Consider the following 21,918-nt stretch of genomic DNA (forward strand, 5'->3'; position numbering starts at 1 on the left):
AACGATGAGATGAACATTACGCTCATCTCATGGAGTAAATTACTTCAATGCACCAGAAAGGAACTGCTGCAAACGAAGACTTTTAGGATGACCAAAAAGCTCGGCTGGCGGGCCTTCTTCTTCGATTACCCCTTTATGCAAGAAAATGACATGGCTGGAAACATGACGAGCAAACTCCATTTCGTGAGTCACTACCACCATGGTTTTCCCCTCTTCTGCTAGTTTTTGCATAATTCGCAAAACTTCCCCAACCAGTTCCGGGTCAAGCGCAGAAGTCGGTTCATCAAACAGCAATACATCCGGCTCCATCGCCAATGCCCGCGCAATAGAGACTCGTTGCTGTTGACCGCCGGAAAGATGCACTGGATATTTAGCGCGCGCACGCTCATCAATACCGACTTTATCCAGATAACGGATAGCACGTTCTTTAGCTACCGATTTACTTAACCCTAATACCTGCACCGGTGCTTCCATCACATTTTCCAGCACCGTCATATGGCTCCATAAATTAAAATGCTGGAATACCATCGTTAGCCGGGTACGTAGCAATTGCAGCTCTTTTTTATCAAAGACTTTTAATTGCCCGTCTTTATCGCGCACCAATCGGATATCTTGATTATTGACACTGATCGACCCTTCACTGGGCTTCTCCAGGAAGTTGATACAACGCAAAAAGGTACTTTTCCCCGATCCAGACGAACCAATAATAGAGATAACATCCCCGGCTTTGGCTGACAGTGAAACACCTTTTAACACCTCATGTTCCCCATAGCGCTTGTGCAATTCCGTCACAGACAGCTTGGTTTCAGCTATTTTAGTTTTTAATGTATCAGTCATAAATTCTCCGTACTTAATGCGATGCCTGAGGTTTTATATGTGCCAGCCAACGTTTCTCTGCCTGGCGGAACAGGCTAATTAGCGTAAAGGAGATAATCAGATAAAGTACGGCAGCAATACCAAAAGCATAAAACGGCTGATAAGTCGCAGCGTTAATATCACGCGCTATCTTCAGTATATCTGGCACCGTGGCAGTAAAAGCCAACGCGGTAGAATGCAGCATTAAAATAACTTCATTACTATAGGCGGGTAAAGCAATACGCAATGCAGAAGGTAAAATAATGCAGCGATACATTTTAAAACGCGAGAAACCATAGGCTCTTGCTGCTTCAATTTCACCGTGAGGTACTGATCGAATAGCACCGGCGAATATCTCGGTGGTATAAGCACAGGTATTTAGCGTCAAGGCCAAAATAGTACAATTCAATCCACTGCGGAAGAATGCATTGAGTAGATCGTTGCCTCGGACTATCTCCAGGCTATACATCCCGGAATAGAACACCAGCAATTGCACGTATAACGGCGTACCACGAAAGATATAAGTAAATATCCACACCGGTAAGCGAATCCAACGCCGCTCGGCGACACGCGCCACTGCCAACGGAATAGCCAGTAACCCGCCCATCACAACTGAGGAGATTAATAACCATAGCGTAACGGCCATACCGGTAAATCGATAACCGTCACTCCAAAGTAAGGCTTGCCAATATTGATGTAGGATTTCAATCATAGTTCGGCCCTCTTCACTCCGTGGGAATAGCGCCGTTCCAACCACAGTAAAATACCATTAGATAGGGTGGTAAAAATGAGATAAACCACGCCCGCCACCAATGCGAAGAAGAATGGTTGATAAGTCCCCTTTCCAGCCAACTGAGTGGCTTTAACGACATCATTCAATCCCAAAATAGAGACTAAAGCTGTCGCCTTGAGAATAACTTGCCAATTATTACCAATACCTGGCAACGCATAACGCATCATGGCAGGAAACATAATTCTGCGGAAAATCTGGCTGGAAGAGAAACCAAATGCTCTGGCAGCTTCAATCTGGCCTGTCGGCACCGCCATATAAGCGCCACGGAATGTTTCAGTGAAATAAGCACCATAGATAAAACCGAGGGTGATAATCCCAGCAGAAAGGGGGTCAATATTGATTTGTGCAAAACCAAGAGATTCAGTAATGCTATTTAGGGCTATCTGCAAACCATAAAAGATAAGCAACATCAAAACTAAATCAGGTACACCACGTATCAACGTGGTATAGCACTCAAATAAGCCAGATAACAGCCTATTTGATGATAATTTCCCACCGGCACCTATTAAGCCGATAATCACTGACAGCAGCACCGAGCACAATGCCAACTCCAGCGTCACCAGCGCACCCTCAAATATCAGTTTGGAATATCCATCCAGCATCTGGGTTATCCTATTTTACTGAGTAAGGAGTCTGGTTAATAATTGTGAATTGCCCCATAACGGCCCCTGCCCTATTTAGGCAGAGGCCGTTACAGCAAACGGAATTAACCGCCGTAAACATCAAAATCGAAATATTTTTTCGCGAGTTTATCGTAGGTACCATCTTTGCGCATTTCTGCAAAGGCTTTATCCAGCGCAGCTTTCAGCTCAGCGTCATCTTTACGCAGGCCCATACCCGTGCCTACACCAAAGAATTCATCATTTTTAACTGATGGGCCGGCAAAGGCATAACCTTTACCTGCTTCTTGCTTCAGGAAACCTTCACTGCCAGCGACTTCATCCTGGAAAGCCGCATCAATACGACCAGAGCTTAAATCGGAGTAAATCAAATCCTGATTCTGATAAGCAACAACTTCAATACCTTTTGGCTGCCACTCTGCATTGGCGAATGCTTCCTGAGTCGAACCTTGTAATACACCGACACGTTTGCCTTTCAACGCCACCAATGTTGGTTCAATTTTGCTGTCTTTCGGCGCGATCAAACGAGCATTCGCAGCATAAAGTTTGTCGGTGAAAGCAATTTCTTTTTGGCGTTTTTCAGTAATGGAAAGCGAAGAGATAATGGCATCAATCTTTTTAGCTTTCAGCGATGGAATAAGTGCATCGAAATCACTTTCAACAAAAGTACATTTAGTATCAATACGATTACATAACTCTTTGGCGATATCGATATCAAAACCTACCAACTCACCACTGGCATTTTTTGATTCGAAAGGAGCATAAGTTGGATCTGTACCAATTTTGATATCTTTAGGAATAGCAGCAAAAGCAGTGCTGGCAGCAGCCAATGCTAATACAAGAGGCAGAACCAAAATTTTCTTATTCATACATAACCCTCAAATTGATTTTCGATGCCACAAAGCGCGTTAGTTTTCTGTACAACCCTTAGCGTCCATAAATCTACGTTTCCATAAATCGATGTGCAGTAATCGTGCCAGTAATCATTGGCGGAAAAAGCAAATTCCATTACCGCTTGCCTGGCACAACAACCACTAAAAGTGGGCATAGGGTCGTAGAGAGAAACTGAATACGAAATCTATGCAACAGTACGCGATCTGAAACAGCATCATTGTGGTGCATAATGCGCCCCATTTCAGTGCGATGTTGCACAAATGTATCAATTGAGGGAAGAATGTTAACTGGCACCTTGCCAACGAATAAATAGATCTTCGGGCAACTCAATATCGAATTGATCGATAACCCGATTAACCGTTTGATCGACCAGGTCTTGGATAGTCTGCGGGCGGTGATAAAACGCTGGCATCGGCGGCATAATGACCGCGCCCAACTCAGCAGCCTGTAGCATCAGCCGTAAATGGCCTAAATGTAGCGGCGTTTCGCGTACGCACAGCACCAGTGGACGGCGCTCTTTCAGTATCACATCAGCAGCACGGGTCAATAAGCCATCGGTATAGCTATGAACAATGCCAGATAACGTTTTGATCGAACAAGGTAAAATGACCATCCCGCTGGTCTTGAACGATCCCGAGGAAACACAAGCTGCGATATCGCGAGAATCGTGTACCACATCCGCTAGCGCCTGCACATCCTTCACACTGAAATCTGTTTCAAGTGCTAACGTCTGGCGTGCCGCATTACTGAGAATCAAGTGTGTTTCCACCCCCTCGACCTGTCGTAGCACCTGTAACAAGCGAACACCATAAATGGCACCGCTGGCACCGCTAATGCCAATAATAAGTCGTTTCATGGGAAAGTCCCTCAAGCTGGCTTTATGCCTTATAAATTAAGCATAACATAAAGAAATATGGCGAGACTTTGCCGTATCCGAGATCAATTAGCAAATTATCACCCGCTCATTTAGCCATATCACTCAGGGTTCAGTTAGTAACAAAAAAAGGCGCACCGCGCCTGCACGCTGGTTGCACCTTTTTGATTCACACTCACCTTTTCACTAAATATAGCCAGTACACCTGCGGCTTGAAAGATGACGGGTATTATCCTTCGTTATGCATCTCCAGGTTTTCCGCTTCGTTATGACTACGTAATGCTTGCGCATCGTCGTTACGTAACGATTCCAGATACTCCAGATAGCTTTGATCCACATCTTTAGTCACGTAAACGCCGTTAAAGACTGAGCACTCGAACTGAGTAATATCTGGGTTATCTTCGCGTACCGCCTCGATAAGGTCACTAAGATCCTGGAAAATCAGTGCATCCGCACCAATCAACTGACGAATCTCATCCACTTCACGCCCATGTGCAATTAATTCATTAGCACTTGGCATATCGATGCCATACACATTCGGGAAACGAATTTCAGGAGCGGCAGAGGCGAAATATACTTTCTTCGCTCCAGCTTCACGCGCCATTTCAACGATCTGTTCTGATGTCGTACCGCGTACAATGGAGTCATCCACCAATAATACGTTCTTATCACGGAATTCTGCACGGTTGGCATTCAGTTTACGGCGCACTGATTTACGGCGTTCCTGCTGGCCCGGCATGATAAAGGTACGGCCAACATAACGGTTTTTCACAAACCCCTGGCGGTAAGGCTTATCCAGAATACGGGCGATTTCCAGCGCGATATCGCAGGAAGTTTCCGGGATAGGAATCACAACATCGATATCCAGATCTTCCCACTGTTTGGCAATTTTTGCGCCTAATTTCTGGCCCATGCGCACTCGTGCGCTGTAGACAGAAATTTTATCCATAAAGGAGTCAGGGCGAGCAAAATAAACATACTCAAACAAGCACGGATTGTATTTCGGATTTTCAGCACACTGGCGAGTGAATAATTGACCTTTCTCGGTGATATACACCGCTTCACCCGGTGCAACATCACGCAGGAATTCGAAACCAAGGGTATCCAACGCCACACTTTCAGAAGCGACCATGTATTCATTACGACCATCTGCGAGGGTGCGTTTACCCATCACCAGCGGGCGAATACCGTTAGGGTCACGAAAAGCAACCATACCATGACCAATGATCATCGCGACGCAAGCATAGGCACCACGAATCAATTGATGTGTGGCGGCAACAGCGGCAAAAATGTTGTCAGATTCCAACGGATAATGCTGGAAACGGTCCAATTCGCTGGCAAAAATATTCAGCAGAATTTCTGAGTCAGAAGTGGTGTTCACATGACGGCGAGAAACTTCGAATAATTCCTTTCTCAGCTGGTGAGCGTTAGTCAGATTACCGTTATGGGCCAAAGTGATACCAAACGGTGAGTTAACGTAGAAAGGCTGGGCCTCGGAAGCACTGGAACTGCCTGCTGTTGGGTAACGAACATGGCCAATACCCATATTCCCCTGTAAGCGCAGCATATGCCGGGTTTCAAATACATCCTTCACCAAGCCGTTTGCTTTACGCAGCCGGAACCCATTATGGGCATCAATGGTAACGATGCCCGCAGCATCCTGGCCTCGGTGCTGAAGCACCGTCAACGCATCATAAATCGACTGGTTTACCGGTGCAAAACCGGCGATACCGACAATACCGCACATGTTGTCTTTTCCTCATAAGCCGCTCCGAATCGGTAATTGATTCGGTAAGAAACTCGACGTGCTCTGTAGGTAGTCAAAGAACCACCTGATGATATAACTGAACTGCGGGATTAATTGTGACTGTTTCCAGTCAGCACTCTGCGAAAAACCAGTAAACGTATCCAGAAAGAACAACATAGCCGAGACAATCAGAACGCCTCGCAGCGCACCAAAACAGATGCCCAGCACCCTGTCAGTTCCTGATAGCCCCGTACGTTCAACCAGCGAACCTATCACATAGTTAACAATAGCCCCGACGATCAATGTCGCGATGAACAAAATGCCGATAGCAATTCCGTTACGAACCACTTCATCCTCAAAACGGGTGAAGTAGATAGCAAGGTAACTGTAAAAATGGCTGGCAACAAAAAACGCACATCCCCATGTTACAAGTGACAATGCTTCACGGACAAAACCCCGGATTAAGCTGACTAAAGCAGAAAATCCGATAATCCCTATAATGACGTAATCAATCCAGACCATGACTATTCCAATGACGAAATCGCCGCTGCATCCTGTTCGCGGCGAATTCTAACAGAAAAAGAAAACGTTTGCGTAGAGGAATTATTGCCGGCGACAAATTAAAGTGCGGCGATTTTAAAAACAACAATCGCCGCACAAACTTAACGCGAAAAACCCTATACACCCTGATGTCTTAACCCTTAATCAAACTTTAGCGCCCCGTACCATAGGGCTTAACCTGCCCATTCAGACCACTTAATGAATTAAGCTCTGGCAAGGCCGATTGCAGTTTTTGTTTTGACGCATCTGGCCCAACATACACGCGGGTAATCTGACCTTGAACCGGTGTCGCGGGCACCGTAAATGCACGATGACCTGACAAGCGCAGCGTCGCAACAATTTCATTCACTTTGGCCGCATTTTTCAGTGCCCCCAGTTGGACAACATAGGCCTGCCCCACTGGCGCTTTTTCTTCCGCGACCGGTTTATTTTCTGGTTGTACTGGCGGTTTAACCTCAGGTTTTGGCTTAACTTCCTGCGGTTTTTTCTCGACGGGTACTGGCTTGACTTCTACTGGCTTAACCTCAGTTGGTTTCTTCTCGACAGGTTTCACTTCAACCGGCTTACTTTGTACCGGGGGGGGTGCCACGATAGTCGGTTCAGACGGTAGGTTACCGGCGTCATTAGCGGCCTCTGAGCCGGAATCATCTTTAGGGACTGCCACGGCTTGCGCTGCACCTTCCGGAGGCGCAATAGGCAGGGGCTGACTGACCGGAGGAACCGCATCAATCTCCTGACTATCACCGGGTTTTGGCACTAATGGGATGGCAGCAAACTCATCCTCATAATGCTTCTTTTTACCATCCAGCAGCCCCGGCAACACAATCACGCCCAACGCCACCAGAATTATGGTCCCGACTAAACGGTTCTGGAACTTACTTGCCACTCGCACTCCCCATTTCAATGTCTTGATAAACTCGAGCTGTTACAAATCCATGGCAGCCATAACATGAGCAACCGTATGGAAAGAGCCACAGACAATGACCACATCCTGTGGTTCTGCATCCTGCATGGCCTGACGCCAGGCAGTTTCGACATCACTAAACTGGCGTGATTGCGCCAAATGCTCGGCTAATTGCTCCGCGCTCGCCCCGCGCGGCCCTTCCAGCGGTGCGCAGTACCATTCATCGACTTGCTCAGATAAACACGCCAGCGTACCACCAATATCTTTATCCGATAACATCCCAACCACCGCACGCACTTTGCCCTGTTTCGGTAATTGAGCCAGTTTATCAGTCAAATAACGCGCTGCGTGGGGATTGTGAGCCACATCCAAAATCAACAACGGCTGCTCACTGATTATCTGAAAACGCCCCGGTAAACTGGCGGCCTGCAACCCCTGACGAATTACATCTTCGCTTAATGGCAATCCAGAATAATGTAATACTGCCAGAGCTGTCGCAGCATTGGCGAGCGGCACATTCGGCAACGGCAAATCGTTCCATTGGCGTTCATCGCATTGCCAATTCCAAGCGTTTTTTTGTTGACCAGAAGAGTCTTGCTGGCTGAACTGCCAGGCAATATTGCGTTGATACAGGTGCGCACCGAGTGTTGCCGCAACCTCTGCAATCGACTGTGGCATATCAGGTTCGCCTACCACTGCGGGTTTACCCGCACGGAAAACGCCGGCTTTTTCACGGCCAATGCTTTCTCTGTCAAAGCCCAGCCAATCGGTGTGATCGATCGCAATGCTGGTGATGGCAGCAACATCTGAATCAACAATATTGGTCGCATCCAAACGCCCCCCCAACCCCACTTCCAGAATCACCACATCAAGGTTGGACTGCTTAAACAGTTGCAGGGCAGATAAAGTGCCGAACTCGAAGTAAGTCAGTGAGATACCTTCGCGCCCAGCTTCAATTTTAGCAAAAGAATGGCTGTGCTCCGCTTCAGGCAGTTCTTGCCCCTGAATACGGACGCGCTCGGTGTAACGCAAAAGATGGGGTGAGCTGTAAACCCCGACCCGCAAACCCGCTGCAAGTAAAATTGATTCCAGGGTACAACAGGTGGTGCCTTTGCCATTCGTACCGGCAACGGTAAAGATTTTGGGGGCAGGTTTAAGCAAGTCCAAACGCTCAGCAACCTGTTTAACACGTTCCAACCCCAGCTCGATTGGCTGAGAATGCAAACGCTCAAGATAGTAAAGCCACGCGGCCAAAGGCGACGTGGCTTGGGGAGTTTGATGGTTGTTCATAAGTCCCGTCACTGGCCTTATATCCTTCGTACTTGAAGCCGCAGGGTTGTTAGCTGCGTTCATTCACCCGAATCACTGACTTAAGTCAGCTCATCGGGATTTATTCGCTTGCTGTCTACCTGCAGCTCCAATTACTTTGGGTATATCTTTTCTTATTGAAAGCAGCAAAGCTCAAGCTACGACAATGCACGATAACCGAGCACCACCTTATAAGAGTGATGCCCGGTCAGTTCATCAGGCATCAGCCTGATTATCAGTCACAGCCGCATCAGCCTTAACCCCATCCACGTTTGGTTGCGGTTGATGAGTCAATTTCGACAAAATGCTGGCCAGCGTCTGACGCATAACCGGACGGCGAACTATCATGTCAATAGCGCCTTTTTCAATCAAGAATTCGCTGCGCTGGAAGCCCGGCGGCAGTTTTTCACGTACAGTTTGCTCGATAACCCGAGGGCCAGCAAAACCAATCAGTGCTTTGGGTTCAGCGATATTGATATCACCCAACATCGCCAGACTGGCTGATACACCGCCCATAGTCGGGTCAGTCAGCACTGATATGTACGGCAAACCGCGCTCTTGCATTTTAGCCAGAGCTGCACTGGTTTTTGCCATCTGCATCAGAGACATCAATGCTTCCTGCATACGGGCACCACCACTGGAAGAGAAGCACACTAGTGGACAATTATCTTCCAGTGCCTGTTCTACCGCACGAACAAAGCGAGCACCTACCACTGATGCCATTGACCCGCCCATAAAGGCAAATTCAAATGAAGCGGCAACAATCGGCATTCCCTGCAAGGTTCCTTTCATCGCAACCAAAGCATCTTTCTCGCCCGTCTCTTTTTGTGCAGCAGAGAGGCGATCTTTATACTTTTTGGAGTCCTTGAATTTCAGGATGTCCTTCGGTTCCAGTTCGCTACCCAATTCAACTTCGCTGCCTGCATCCAGCAGCATATGTAAGCGCGCACGGGCTGACATACGCATATGGTGATCACACTTAGGACATACTTCCAGATTGCGCTCTAACTCGGCACGATAAAGTACCTGCCCGCAACTGTCGCACTTCGTCCACACCCCTTCAGGAATACTCGCTTTGCGGGTTTGTGTGATATTGCTTTTGTTAAGAATTCGTTCAATCCAGCTCATTGATGACCTTTCTGTTTGAACCTGGCTGTTGCCAGTTCGCTGTTCATGCTTTAACCATCTCCCTGAAAACATTCCAATAAAAAATGCCTAAGATATACGCCAATACGACGTAACTAAGGCACTCACTCCGGATTGTCCGCAGGAACAGACCATAAATGTGACTCATTAAACCATATTGGTTCGACAGTGTAGATAAAAAACTGGTCGAACCCATGGCTTAGGTAACATTTTTACTGATTTTTCTGACGTGCTGCTGCCCGCCGATGCCGCCAAACCTCGAATACGCCCGGTAAAATTGACACCACAATAATGGCAACAATCAGCAATTTCAGATTATCCTGAACAAAAGGCATGTTACCAAACCAGTAGCCAGCATAGGTGAATAACAGCACCCATACTAATGCGCCAATCACGTTATAAGCAGCAAAATGGCGATAGGACATTTTGCCCATACCTGCAACAAACGGCGCAAAAGTACGAATAATCGGAACAAAACGCGCCAAGATAATGGCTTTACCACCATGTTTTTCGTAAAACTGATGAGTTTTATCCAAATAACTACGACGGAAAATTTTGGAGTCCGGGTTACTGAATAACTTTTCACCGAATACCCGACCAATGGTGTAATTAATTGCATCACCCAAAATCGCGGCCGTGACCATCAGAGCAACCATAATGTGAACATTGATGTCATTGGAGGGCAGTGAAGCTAATGCACCCGCCACAAACAACAGAGAATCGCCCGGCAAGAATGGCGTGACAACCAAACCGGTTTCACAAAATAGAATCAGGAATAAAATGCCATAAACCCAGACGCCATACTGCGCTACCAACTCCGCTAAATGCACATCAATATGCAAAATAAAATCAATAACGAAACGTATAAATTCCATAAATACTCTCGAGTAGTCAACGTGCTTAATCTTTGATTAAGCGAGCTTAGCTGAACTTCCTTAGGTAATCCTTAGCCCCAAGTGATCCACTCGCCTAACTCATGTTGTTGTATGAAAATAAGGCAACAATATTAGTCGTCAGCTAAAAAAAGCGGTCCCAATGGCGTTTTGGGTAACGCAAAGTGATCAGGATAGTCGACCGAGACTAAATATAACCCTTCCGCTTTCGCGGTTGCCGCCGCACGCGATCTGTCTTTCAGCGCCAGTAACTCGGCCATCCAGGTGACACTCTGATTGCCGCAACCAATTTCGATCAGGCTACCGACAATATTGCGCACCATATGATGAACAAATGCGTTGGCCTTGATATCTACCACGATATACGCGCCATGTCGGGTAACTTTGACATGTTTTACATTTCGCCAGGGTGTACGCGACTGGCACTGTATCGCACGAAACGAAGTAAAATCATGTTCACCGAGCAAACATTGCGCAGCCTGTTCCATTTTTTCGGCATCCAGCGGCATATAACAATGGGTGACCCCTTGCGCCAAAACCGCCGGCCGATAGCGATGGTTAAAAATAATATAACGATAGCGACGAGCCGTGGCACTGAAGCGGGCATGAAAACTATCATCAACTGTTTTGACCCAACGAACCGCAATATCAGGCGGTAAATGGCTGTTGACGCCCATCGTCCAGGCGGCATCTTTGCGCTCGGCTGTGGTGATAAAATGGACTACCTGCCCCGTCGCATGCACCCCGGCATCTGTCCGTCCGGCACATAATACGCCGATAGGCTCATTGGCGACTTTTGACAATGCGGCCTCCAGACAAGCCTGTACGCTGGCAACCTCTTGCTGGCGCTGCCAACCGAAATAACGGCTGCCGTTGTATTCAATACCCAGCGCGATTTTAATCCCCGCAGCCTCAGCCACGGTATTTTCTGGCTGAGTCAACTCAAGTTCGGACATCAGTATAGTTGCTCCTGCAACAGGCGCTCCGCCGTTTCAATTGCCATCAACGCACCACCGAAACGAATGTTGTCAGTCACCGACCAGAACTGCAACACTTCGGGGATACCATAGTCATTGCGGATACAACCAATACTTAAAACATCACTGCCAGAGGCATCAGTGACTTGTGTTGGGTAATCATCTTCTTCCGATAACTGGATATCGTCGCAACTTTCCAGCTCACTGCGGGCTTCTTCCGCGGCGATTGGGCGTAGCGCTTCCAGATGAACCACTTGTGCCTGACCATAGAATACTGGCGACTGGACACAGCTCACGGAGATAGGTAACCCCTCGTCTTGCAAGACTTTACGCACCTGATCCACTAAACGGCGTTCTTCACGTACGCTACCTTCCTCATCAGCCAGCAGCGGTAAAACGTTAAAGGCCAATTGCTTAGCGAAAACACCGGGTTCCGCAGGAATACCATTTAACAGCTTGGCGCTTTGCCCGGCGAGATCATCCACTGCGGCTTTGCCGTGAGCGGAGGCAGAAATCAGCGCGGTAACATGCAAGCGGGACAAACCGGCCTGCTCGGTCAACGGCTTAATTGCTGTCAATAACTGGCTGGTCAGGCTATCAGCGACCGCCACAATATTGCGATTGCGATACTCCGCCAGCACTTGAGGGTTCACACTTGGCACCACCAGCGGTACATCTTGTTCCATGGCAAACAAACCACTGCTGTCGATAACCAAGCAACCGGCGTTGGCCGCTTCTTCAGCGTATTGCTGTGAGGCTTCACGGCCAGCAACAAAGAAAGCCAGTTGTGCCTGTGACCAGTCAAATTCTGCGGCATTTTCAACCAGTACGCTTTTACCGTTAAAACGCACAGTCGCACCAGCACTGCGCTCGCTGGCCAAAGGATACAATTCACCAACCGGGAACTGGCGCTCATTTAACAGCTCCAGCAAGGCTTCACCTACTGCGCCCGTTGCTCCTAACAGAGCTATATTCCAGCCGTCAGACATGTTGGTTTTCTCCACTAACGTTCATTAAATTACAAAGAATTATGCAAATAACAGAATGGTCATTTACTAACGAATTCATGCGATATACCCAAAGTCATTGGAGTTGCAGGTAGGCAGCAAGCGAACTCATCCCGATGAGCTTACTCAAGTAAGTGACTCGGGTGAGTGAACGTAGCGAACACCCCTGCAACTTCAAGAACGAAGGGTATTGGTGCTAAACCCGAGCTTTTGCAACAACTCAGCGCTGGCAGCATCATCACACTGCACACAAAGTGATGACCATTCGCGCCGCTCTTGATAGTGCTTACGCAGGCGGTCAAACTCGCCCGGCTGACCAGCAACACGCCGTAACGGCGCATCATCGCGGCGCACATCATACACCAAGTGCATCAATCGTTTTAATTTGCCTTCGTCTAACTCACCATTTAACCGTAACTGGCTGAATTCGGGCTGTGGCAATAAGCTGGCAAGCTCGACGGATTGTGGCTGGCCCAAATATTGACTGAATGCTTCAAACACTTGAGTTGTACCGCGCGCTTTACCCTCCAATGTGTATCCGGCGATATGGGGTGTCCCGATATCAACGCGGGCCAATAGCGGCAAAGATAACTCTGGCTCTGGTTCCCACACATCCAACACCACGCTGAGCTTTTTGCCCTTTTCCAGCGCGCGGAGCAATGCGGCATTATCAACCACCGCACCGCGACAGGCATTAATCAGAATGCGACCATCAGGTAAAGCCGCCAGCAGTTCATCATCTGCCATGTGCAGACTTTGGTAAGGGCCGGTTTTATTCAGCGGTGTATGGAAGGTGAGAACATCGGCCTCACATACCAGTTTTTCCAGCGGCCAGAATGTTTCGTTATCACCGCGATCCGCGCGTGGTGGGTCACACAGAAGAGTCCGCACCCCGAGAGCTTGCAGACGAGCATTCAGCCGTGATCCCACATTCCCCACACCAATGATACCAACTGTTTTATCACGTAGTTGGAAGCCATCGCGTTCGGCCATCATCATCAACGCAGAAAAAACATATTCCACCACGGCAATGGCATTACAACCGGGGGCGGCAGAGAAGCCGATGCCCTGCTGTTGCAGCCAGTTATCATCGACATGGTCAGTGCCCGCGGTCGCTGTGCCGACAAAACGAATTGACGTACCTTGCAACAAAGCCTCATTCACTTTGGTGACCGAACGCACCATCAGTGCATCCGCACCAGCCAGCGCATCAAGGGGGATTGGCCGCCCCGGCACTGCCTGCACATCACCTAACCGCTGAAATAGCGCATCGGCGTATGGCATATTCTCATCAACCAGAATTTTCACTTTGTTCTCCGGCAGCTTGCTGCCCTACAGATGAAAAACAGGGCGCTTAGTATATCCCCAAAATCGTTGGAGTTGCAGGTAAGTGGCAAGCGAATACCCCCGATGAGCTGACTCAAGTCAGTGATTCGGGTACGTAAACATAGCCACCCCCCTGCGACATCAAGGAGGAAGGGGGTTGGTGCGGCGAAAACGCTCTGGTGTCGTGCCCGAAATTTGCTGGAACATGGTAATAAAAGCTGACGCTGAACTATAGCCCACATCAAGTGCCACACTTTGCACCGTTCTCCCTTGCTCGAGCAGCGAAATTGCATGTAAAAAACGCAAACGTTGCCGCCATTCACTAAACGCCATGCCTAACTCTTGCTGGCAACGGCGTGATAACGTTCGTTCAGTGGTATAGACCCGTTTGGCCCAAACTGCCAGCGAGGTATTGTCTGATGGACAGCGTTCCAGCGCCGCCAAAATGGGCGACAGCAATTTATCTTGTGAGGTCGGTAAATAGGTGCACTGCACCGGTGAGACTCTGAGCTGATCAATTAGCACCAGGCTTAAGCGCAAATCTTGTTCGCTTTGCGGCATTAATAAACCGCGGGCGAAGCAATCCTCCACGATGGCATTAAAAATCGGGCTGACATTAATCAGACAAGCTGAGGTGGGTAACTCTTTGCAATGTTCTAACGCGATATCGATAGCGCGAAAATGCATTGATTTACGGTTATAACTGGAATGCTCGACTCCGGCGGGGATCCAGACACTGAATTCAGGCGGAGCCAGAAAGCGCTGCCCACCAATGCTCATGGCCAGTACACCCGATTTAACACAGATCAATTGCCCATAGGAATGGGTATGGGGCAGAAATTCAGTATTGGCATTGTATATCTCGCAGCGGAAAGAGAGATTCTGCGGCGCGGTGGCAGCAACCATCGGAAGATTAGGTTTTATCATCGTCATATCAATACCCTGCGGCCTACAGCTCTGCCCGTTTAAAATTGTCTTAATCACAGCAACGATTGTCTGATTATCAGTATATAGAATAAATCAGACAGCGTTACACTGCACCGCATTAGTATCTCAATGAGAATTATGTTCATGAATGTGTTATTCCCCTTATTCGCGGTGATTATCTGGTCAATTAATGCCGTGGTCAGCAAGGTCTCCGCCACCGCTATTGATCCGGCGGCAATCTCCTTCTATCGCTGGGTACTGGCATTACTGACCCTAACGCCATTTTTGCTAATGGGCGTTATCCGCAACTGGCAGGCAATCCGCGTTTATTGGTGGAAACTGATGATTCTGGGGTTATTGGGGATGGTGTTGTACCAAAGCCTGGCTTATTACGCTGCCCACAGTGTCAGCGCCCTGTTTATGGGAATACTCAGTTCGTTAATTCCATTATTAACCGTGCTTATTAGCATTGTGGTGCTGCGTGTGGCACCTACCGTCGGGATTGCGCTGGGCAGTGTATTGTCATTAGGGGGATTGGTGTGGTTGGTCAGCGCGGGTAACCCGGCGCAATTGCTGCAACATGGCATCGGTAAAGGTGAATTGATGATGTTCGGTGCCTCGGCATCCTATGCTCTCTACGGGGTGTTAACCAAGCGCTGGGCAATTCAATTACCTAACTGGCAATCCCTGTATATGCAAATTGTCTTTGGTGTGGTGCTGTTATTACCGAACTTCCTGTTGGCAGCAGATGTTCAATTAACGGCACAGAATATCCCGCTGGTATTATTTGCCGGCATTCCCGCTTCTATTATTGCGCCTTATTTATGGATTCACGGCGTCATGCGACTGGGAGCAAACACCGCGTCGATATTTATGAACCTGACGCCAGTGTTTACCGCCATTATTGCCGTAGCTTTCCTGCATGAACAGTTGCACAGCTACCATCTGATTGGTGGCGGAATTACGCTCGCGGGGGTGATATTAGCTCAACGTCTGCGCATACCACTACGTCGAAAAACTGCGCAATAAATGCTCTCAGGGTGAGATAACACTATTTCCCGGTGTTGCTATCTCACCCTGAGTATTATCTTTTCTATGCAGCATTAATACGCCCAGTAAAACCAATGCACTGCCCAGTAATTGCGAAGCTGATAAGATTTCATCCAATAGAAAATAAGCAATTACAGCGGTGAACACCAATTCCAGGGTGAGTATTAAGCTGGCGACTGCCAGCGGAAGCGTTTTCAAACTCAGATTAAACAGACCAAAGCCCAGTAATGTCGGGCCAGCGGCCAGGATCAGCAATAGCCACCAGCCAGACCATTGAACACCTTCTGTCCCGATGGATAAAAAGAACAGATTTCCCACCATCTGTTGTAACCCCTGTATCGGGAACCACAACAACAGTTGATTAAATATCAACTGATACACAGCGGAGAATCCAAACACATATAAAATGGTATTCCACACGGGATAACGGTGATCCGTGGCAATTCGCCCGGCCAGAGTATAAAAGCTGTAACCAATTCCCGACGCCAGTCCAATGAATAAACCCACAAAATTAAAATCTGCTGCCGTGATATTCACCCCATCGCTGACCAGAAAACAGCCCACCATGCTAATAACGATAACGAAAAACTCACGCCAGCCCATATATTCGTTATAAAAAATCCAGCCCAGAAAAACGGTAAACCCCACCGAGCAATATACCAAAATGGTGGATATCGATGCGCCGTTTAACGCCACAGATTCTGTCCATAAACCATTAAATACCGCCAGTAACAGACCATAAGCCAAATAGAATTTGACCTGATCGCGACGTAATTTGGCCCACTCAGGCTTGACCACTAATAAAATAGGTAACAGAACGGCTGCGACCAACCCTGCCCGCCAGAAAGCTAAGACTGAAGTCGGCAAATGATAATGCGCAGTGAGAATGCGGATAATAATCCCAGTAAAACCCAATAACATAGCACTGATAAGCGCCAGTACATACCCTTGCCGCTTACCGGTCAAAAAACCGCCTCCCACCATCGGAGCACGAATTATTGATGGGGGTAATCCTGCCGGTATTGCCATAACAGCCTCATTAGATTGACGACATTGCTTGATTTAAGGCAATTTTACTCCGTCATTTTTGTGCCACCAGAGCCACTTCTCTCCTGATTGATGCAGGCCACTTTTTCTTGTTTGAAGGCTTGCTGGCATTGGGTATAGTAAAAGTATTATTTCTAGCCTGAGCCACTTTCGGCGTTATCACATGCATATTCCTTTAGATCGCCAACAAGACATTCCGCTGTATCTGCAAATTGAAGAAGCACTACGGCGGGCTATTCTCAGTGGCGTCTTTGCTGATGGGGATAAATTGCCGTCAACCCGTACTTTAGCTGCAGAATTGTCCGTCAGCCGCCTAACGGTGGATAACGCCTACGCCGAGTTGGCAGCTAAAGGTTTTTTGCAACAACGACGCGGCAGCGGTGCCTATGTTCGCCATCTCCCGCCACCGCCAAGTCAGCCACAGCCGCTATTACCAGGGGAATTTCCACTCGATCGTTTTACCACCGTGACTTCACGGCTGGACGGTTATGCTGATATTCCCCTCCCCCCAGACACTATCAATTTCGCCGCAGGTATTGGTAGCCCAAAGATTTTTCCACTGGATGAATTCCGCCAGATTTTGCAATCGATATTGCGGCGACATGCTGAGGAGGCATTCAGTTACGGCGATTACTGCGGTTATTACCCGCTGCGCGATACCCTGAGCCGTATTCTTTCTGCGCAGGGTATCGCGACACGCCCAGAGCAATTGCTAATAACCAATGGTTCGCAACACGCCATCAGTTTGGTGAGCCAATCATTATTGGCCCCAGGTGATACCGTGTTGGTAGAAGAACCTACTTATGCCGAAGCAATTGCCCTGTTTCGCCTACATAAAGTGAATGTTGTTGCGCTACCCAGTGATCAGCAGGGCATGCAATTAGATACGCTGCCTGCGCTATTGGTTAAGCATCAACCCAAACTTATTTATTGCATCCCTAATTTTAATAACCCGACGGGCCGCTGTCTCAGTGAAAGCCGCCGCTATCAGCTATTACACCTCGCACGAGCCGCCGGAGTGCCGATTCTTGAAGATGATTACGTCGGAGATTTGCGCTACAGCGGCAAAAAACTGCCTTCATTGCGTTCACTGGCGGCACCGGGCGAGGTTATTTATGTCAGCACCTTTTCCAAAATGTTGCTGCCCAGCATGCGTATTGGTTATTTGGTTGCCGACCAACCCCACTACACGCAGTTGGCGCGTTTAAAACATGTTGATAGTTTTACCAGTTCGAACCTGATTCAGCGGGCGCTGGATGCCTTCGTTACCGTCGGGCGATATGACAAACAGCTACGACGGGCATGCCGTTTATATCGCCAGCATCGTGATGTGATGGTCGAGGCTCTCACCCAGACATTGCCGCCGGATTGTCAGTTTGAAATACCTGATGGTGGGTTATTTATCTGGCTGCAACTACCACAGAATGCACCGATTTCGCGTTTGATGCCGCTGGCGTGGCAAGCGGGCGTGACTTTCGCCAAAGGAGGCGGTTTTCACACCCAGGAAGCTGACGGGGAGTTTACCCTGCGCTTGAATTTTGCCGCCAACTCCCCGGAATTGATAACTCAAGGAATAAACCGACTAAGTGCCGCTATCAGGGAGTGCGGGGCAGAAAAAAGCCCAGCCTAATGGCACTGGGCTATCTATGAGAAAATATTACGTTAGAAGGACGCCAGCCACAGGCGCAGTTTCATCCCCCAATAACTGCTCCAGCCGCTGGTGTGTTGTACCATTTTTCCTTGATAGAGAATAACCACGGTCGGCGTGACATTAATTTGCCACTGGGCGGATAACTCGCCTTGCGGATCATTGATCACTGGCAGTTGGTAGCCTTTTTTGCGTAACCAGGTCTCAACCTGAGCTGAGTCTCCAGAGCGCAGCGCCACGGTCAGAACATTTTCACCCTCTTGCACCAACTGATTGACACTGGGAGTGGTGAATTTACACACGCCACACCATGTCGCCCAGAAATAGATAAGCAGCGGTTTTTCCTGACTCATTTCAGATAAAGAAACCGTCTTTCCCGCCAGCGTTTGCCAGGGCGTACCTGGCCAATTCGCGGGCGCTTGCGGGCTACGCAGCCAATCCATTGCCAGTGAAACTGCCACCACCAGCAGCAATAAAACTATCAGTTCTTTGCCCCAGCGCTTCAAGCGATTCATTTACCCGCCTGTGCCAGTTGCTGCTTCACTATCTCTTCCAGTTCTTGATAAGAAATTGCACCCGGTACTAACTGGTCACCAATTAAGGTAGCGGGGGTGCCCTGAATACCCAGTTGGTCGGCCAACTTCAAATTGGAGCGCAGCACATTCAGGCTTTGCTCACTTAGCGCAGCCGGTGCCACCCCGGTTTTTTTCTGTGCCGCAGCAATACTGCTTGCATCGTGGAAGCCCTTTTTCGCCATCAAACGCTGATGAAAAGCCATCCATTGTTCCGGGTGCTGTTGCCACAGAGTCAATGCCAGTCGCGCACTGGTCATCGAGCTTTCTCCTTTGAATGGCAATGGTTTTATCACCACCGCCACCTGCGGGTACTCTTTGACTAACTTTTCCAGCAATGGGTCAAATGTTTTACAGAATGGGCAATTGTAGTCGGTGAAAGAAACTAAAGTCAGTTGTGGTGTCGTCGCGCCAAAACGCGGGCTGCCGGGATCTTGATACAGGGCTTGTTTATTCGCCGCGATAAACTGACTCAGTTGCTGCCCTTGTGCTTCATTGGCCTGCTGCTGCCAGGCATTGACCGCTTGCTCCAGAATATCTGGATTAGATATGAGCGTTTCACGGATCAGTTCTTTAATGCGAACTTCCTGTTCAGGAGTGAAGGGAGCCGCCGCCCATAGAGGGTTCGAAAACATAACAAACAGTAATACAGTCAACATTCTCATTTTTCATTTCCTTTCGCATCGGCCAACACTTTCAGCAGAACATCACTGTCCAGCAGCGGAGAAAGTACCACTCCCTGCGGTTGCTGCGGCCCATAAATTTGATTGAACGGAATGGCTACACTGCCTCGTTCACGTAAAAATGCGGTGATATCCGCGGAAGGGCGCGTCCAGTATCCGCGTAACGCCACCACATCCGGTGCTTGCAAAGCCTGTTGCACATCATCACGCATCAGCACGTGTATCTTGTTAACTTTGCAAGTCACACACCAATCGGCGGTGACATCGACAAACACGCGTTTATGTTCGGCCAACGCCTTTTTAATGGCTGTTTCGGTTAATGGCTGCCACGGGATATTGTCATGCAGCGGTTTGCGCCATAAATCTGCGGTTAATGACCCCACCAGCAGTAATCCCCCAACAATCAGCACGGCGATTAAACTGACTATCGCGGCAATGCGAGCGCCGTAACGTCTGCCAATAGCCAGTAGTAATGCCAGCAAGACTATTCCGGCGATGATAATGGCAGTTTGCAGGCCGATATGACTGATCATCAAGCTAAGTAACCACAGACAGGACGCCAGCATCAGTACGCCCATGGCGATCCGCAAGTGATTCATCCAACGGCCGGGGCGCGGTAGGCACAACGCGAGTTTCGGCCACGCGGCGACTGCCAACCACGGCAAACTCATCCCCACCCCGAGCGCGGTAAAAATCCCCCACAGCGCGGGCATTGGAGCCGCCAGCGCGAAAGCCACGGCTGTACCGAGGAAGGGAGCGGAACACGGGGTTGCCAGCAAAGTCGCCAAAACGCCTTGCCCAAAGTGACCGACTATCCCCCGGGCGCCCGGTTTCTCAATGCGTGGGGCGGCAATACGCGTATTCAACGATGAAGAGAGCTGAATCTCGAACAGCCCGAACAGGTTGGCGGTAAAGAGTGCGGTAACCAAGACCATAAAACCGATAAACCACGGATTTTGGAATTGAATTCCCCAGCCAAGCGCATGATTGCCCAGTCGCAAAACCGTCATCAGCAAGGCCAGCAGCCAGAAGGAGGTGATTATCCCGGCAGACGAGGCCAGAAACTGCCAGCGCACCTGACGGCGAGTTTGATGCTCAGTTTGCAGAATGGAGCCTAGTTTCATCGACAATACCGGCAGCACACATGGCATCAGGTTAAGGATTAACCCACCGGTCAGTGCCATCAGAATCCACGACCAAAATGAGGAACTGGATTGCGGTAACGTCAGCGCTGGCCCGATAGTCACCGTCGCCTCTTGCGCCAGCCCACCATCAGCTATCACCAGAGTCAGCGACTTACCGCTCAGATTGCCTGTTCCCTCCCCCCATCCATCGGTAGCAGGCACCCGCACAGAGAGTTGATTACCCTGCACCGTGACGACCGGTTTCCCGAGATCAACATCTTCGAGGGTATCGAAGAACAGTTCTGGCTGCTGCCAACCTTCATTACGCTGAGCAAGAATTTGCACTTCACCCTGACTAAAACCCGCTTGAATTTGCTGAGTCAATGCATTGGCAATCGGCACTTGCCCCATCGCTTGGGCAAAATCGTGTTCAAATTGCTGCTGGTTTTCGCTACTGACTGCCGCAGACATATCCAGGCTAAAGGGGTAATCAGTCAAAATGCAGACATTACTGCATGTCGACAGGGTTAATGTTCCGCTGAGTGTTTTGGGGACTTTTCCGGAAATCACGATTGGCAAGACGGCCTGCTCATGATAGCCCTGAGTAGAAATCCCAGACACATCAAAACGTTGCGGTACTGACCAGTACCATTTTACGGTATCGAGAGGTGATGACCAGACAATAGCAGGAGCAATGCCCCCTTCCCCCGGCGAACGCCAATAGGTTTTCCAGCCTTTCTCCAACTGAACACTGAGTAATATACGGGTTTCATTGCCAGCAGAAGGCTCGGCACGAACCCGAACCTTGGCATGGTCATTTTGCGCACTGACCAGCCAGCCGCTATCTGCCGCCCAAAGAGTGGGCATCCATAGCAGCAACAGACAGAACAACGCTGTCTTGCTTAAATTGAACATTATCTTTCTCCAGAAATAGATTAATTACAACAACATAGAGAGTTGTT

Annotated in this window: 21 protein-coding genes; 2 read left to right on the forward strand and 19 right to left on the reverse strand. The window is 48.9% G+C overall.

Annotation, left to right across the window (positions count from 1 at the left end; all coding sequences use genetic code 11):
* Positions 1–39: 39 nt before the first annotated feature.
* The 15 genes from hisP to FTB31_RS03920 form a co-directional block, all read right to left on the reverse strand.
* Complete coding sequence (gene hisP / locus FTB31_RS03850; RefSeq protein WP_072081926.1) at positions 40–837, reverse strand: histidine ABC transporter ATP-binding protein HisP; 798 nt, start codon at positions 835–837, stop codon at positions 40–42.
* Positions 838–850: 13 nt separating this feature from the next.
* Complete coding sequence (locus FTB31_RS03855) at positions 851–1,567, reverse strand: ABC transporter permease (RefSeq protein ID WP_005171793.1); 717 nt, start codon at positions 1,565–1,567, stop codon at positions 851–853.
* On the reverse strand, positions 1,564–2,250 hold the full coding sequence (locus FTB31_RS03860; protein WP_050078344.1) for a histidine ABC transporter permease HisQ: 687 nt from the start codon (positions 2,248–2,250) through the stop codon (positions 1,564–1,566). Before FTB31_RS03860 ends, FTB31_RS03855 begins: the two co-directional genes overlap by 4 nt.
* A gap of 104 nt (positions 2,251–2,354) precedes the next feature.
* On the reverse strand, positions 2,355–3,137 hold the full coding sequence (hisJ, locus tag FTB31_RS03865; RefSeq protein ID WP_050078345.1) for a histidine ABC transporter substrate-binding protein HisJ: 783 nt from the start codon (positions 3,135–3,137) through the stop codon (positions 2,355–2,357).
* A gap of 308 nt (positions 3,138–3,445) precedes the next feature.
* Complete coding sequence (locus FTB31_RS03870) at positions 3,446–4,018, reverse strand: UbiX family flavin prenyltransferase (RefSeq protein ID WP_050078346.1); 573 nt, start codon at positions 4,016–4,018, stop codon at positions 3,446–3,448.
* A gap of 247 nt (positions 4,019–4,265) precedes the next feature.
* Positions 4,266–5,783 carry an amidophosphoribosyltransferase gene (purF, locus tag FTB31_RS03875; protein WP_005158469.1) on the reverse strand — a complete coding sequence of 506 codons (1,518 nt, stop codon included), beginning with the start codon at positions 5,781–5,783 and terminating at the stop codon, positions 4,266–4,268.
* Positions 5,784–5,795: 12 nt separating this feature from the next.
* Entirely contained in the window at positions 5,796–6,305 is a 510-nt protein-coding gene (gene cvpA / locus FTB31_RS03880) for a colicin V production protein (RefSeq protein ID WP_077173832.1), read from the reverse strand.
* Between the two features lie 190 nt (positions 6,306–6,495).
* Positions 6,496–7,230: a cell division protein DedD gene (gene dedD, locus FTB31_RS03885; RefSeq protein ID WP_050078348.1), complete on the reverse strand. Its 735-nt coding sequence runs from the start codon at positions 7,228–7,230 to the stop codon at positions 6,496–6,498.
* A 39-nt stretch (positions 7,231–7,269) separates the two neighbouring features.
* On the reverse strand, positions 7,270–8,538 hold the full coding sequence (gene folC, locus FTB31_RS03890; protein ID WP_227719388.1) for a bifunctional tetrahydrofolate synthase/dihydrofolate synthase: 1,269 nt from the start codon (positions 8,536–8,538) through the stop codon (positions 7,270–7,272).
* Positions 8,539–8,772: 234 nt separating this feature from the next.
* Positions 8,773–9,684: an acetyl-CoA carboxylase, carboxyltransferase subunit beta gene (accD, locus tag FTB31_RS03895; RefSeq protein WP_077173830.1), complete on the reverse strand. Its 912-nt coding sequence runs from the start codon at positions 9,682–9,684 to the stop codon at positions 8,773–8,775.
* Between the two features lie 230 nt (positions 9,685–9,914).
* A complete protein-coding gene (locus tag FTB31_RS03900) occupies positions 9,915–10,577 on the reverse strand; it encodes a DedA family protein (RefSeq protein WP_005171830.1) in 663 nt (220 codons plus the stop codon).
* Between the two features lie 131 nt (positions 10,578–10,708).
* A complete protein-coding gene (gene truA / locus FTB31_RS03905) occupies positions 10,709–11,551 on the reverse strand; it encodes a tRNA pseudouridine(38-40) synthase TruA (RefSeq protein ID WP_227719389.1) in 843 nt (280 codons plus the stop codon).
* On the reverse strand, positions 11,551–12,561 hold the full coding sequence (locus FTB31_RS03910; RefSeq protein ID WP_077173828.1) for an aspartate-semialdehyde dehydrogenase: 1,011 nt from the start codon (positions 12,559–12,561) through the stop codon (positions 11,551–11,553). Before FTB31_RS03910 ends, truA begins: the two co-directional genes overlap by 1 nt.
* 192 nt (positions 12,562–12,753) lie before the next feature.
* On the reverse strand, positions 12,754–13,887 hold the full coding sequence (gene pdxB / locus FTB31_RS03915) for a 4-phosphoerythronate dehydrogenase PdxB (RefSeq protein ID WP_050078352.1): 1,134 nt from the start codon (positions 13,885–13,887) through the stop codon (positions 12,754–12,756).
* A 159-nt stretch (positions 13,888–14,046) separates the two neighbouring features.
* Complete coding sequence (locus tag FTB31_RS03920) at positions 14,047–14,832, reverse strand: AraC family transcriptional regulator (RefSeq protein WP_050078399.1); 786 nt, start codon at positions 14,830–14,832, stop codon at positions 14,047–14,049.
* 144 nt (positions 14,833–14,976) lie between these two features.
* On the opposite strand from FTB31_RS03920, the gene FTB31_RS03925 reads away from it, so the two are divergent.
* The gene (locus FTB31_RS03925; RefSeq protein WP_050078353.1) at positions 14,977–15,861 is read left to right on the forward strand and encodes a DMT family transporter; all 885 of its coding nucleotides are present in this window, start codon (positions 14,977–14,979) and stop codon (positions 15,859–15,861) included.
* A 6-nt stretch (positions 15,862–15,867) separates the two neighbouring features.
* Here FTB31_RS03925 and FTB31_RS03930 read toward each other — a convergent pair whose 3' ends face one another.
* Positions 15,868–16,911, reverse strand: a complete 1,044-nt coding sequence (locus FTB31_RS03930) for a DMT family transporter (RefSeq protein ID WP_227719391.1) — start codon at positions 16,909–16,911, stop codon at positions 15,868–15,870.
* A 181-nt stretch (positions 16,912–17,092) separates the two neighbouring features.
* Between FTB31_RS03930 and pdxR the strand changes: the two genes are divergently transcribed.
* Positions 17,093–18,559, forward strand: coding sequence for a MocR-like pyridoxine biosynthesis transcription factor PdxR (pdxR, locus tag FTB31_RS03935; RefSeq protein ID WP_175627971.1), 1,467 nt, complete (start codon positions 17,093–17,095; stop codon positions 18,557–18,559).
* Between the two features lie 32 nt (positions 18,560–18,591).
* Here the strand turns inward: pdxR and FTB31_RS03940 are convergent, their stop codons facing one another.
* The 3 genes from FTB31_RS03940 to FTB31_RS03950 are packed head-to-tail and all read right to left on the reverse strand — an operon-like array spanning position 18,592 to position 21,871.
* The gene (locus FTB31_RS03940) at positions 18,592–19,092 is read right to left on the reverse strand and encodes a protein disulfide oxidoreductase (RefSeq protein WP_077173824.1); all 501 of its coding nucleotides are present in this window, start codon (positions 19,090–19,092) and stop codon (positions 18,592–18,594) included.
* Positions 19,089–19,814: a DsbA family protein gene (locus FTB31_RS03945; RefSeq protein WP_050078360.1), complete on the reverse strand. Its 726-nt coding sequence runs from the start codon at positions 19,812–19,814 to the stop codon at positions 19,089–19,091. The genes FTB31_RS03940 and FTB31_RS03945 overlap by 4 nt, the downstream gene beginning before the upstream one ends.
* Positions 19,811–21,871, reverse strand: coding sequence for a protein-disulfide reductase DsbD family protein (locus tag FTB31_RS03950; RefSeq protein ID WP_227731107.1), 2,061 nt, complete (start codon positions 21,869–21,871; stop codon positions 19,811–19,813). Before FTB31_RS03950 ends, FTB31_RS03945 begins: the two co-directional genes overlap by 4 nt.
* Positions 21,872–21,918: the final 47 nt, after the last annotated feature.

This window comes from Yersinia proxima, from assembly GCF_902170785.1.
Classification (GTDB): Bacteria; Pseudomonadota; Gammaproteobacteria; order Enterobacterales; family Enterobacteriaceae; genus Yersinia; species Yersinia proxima.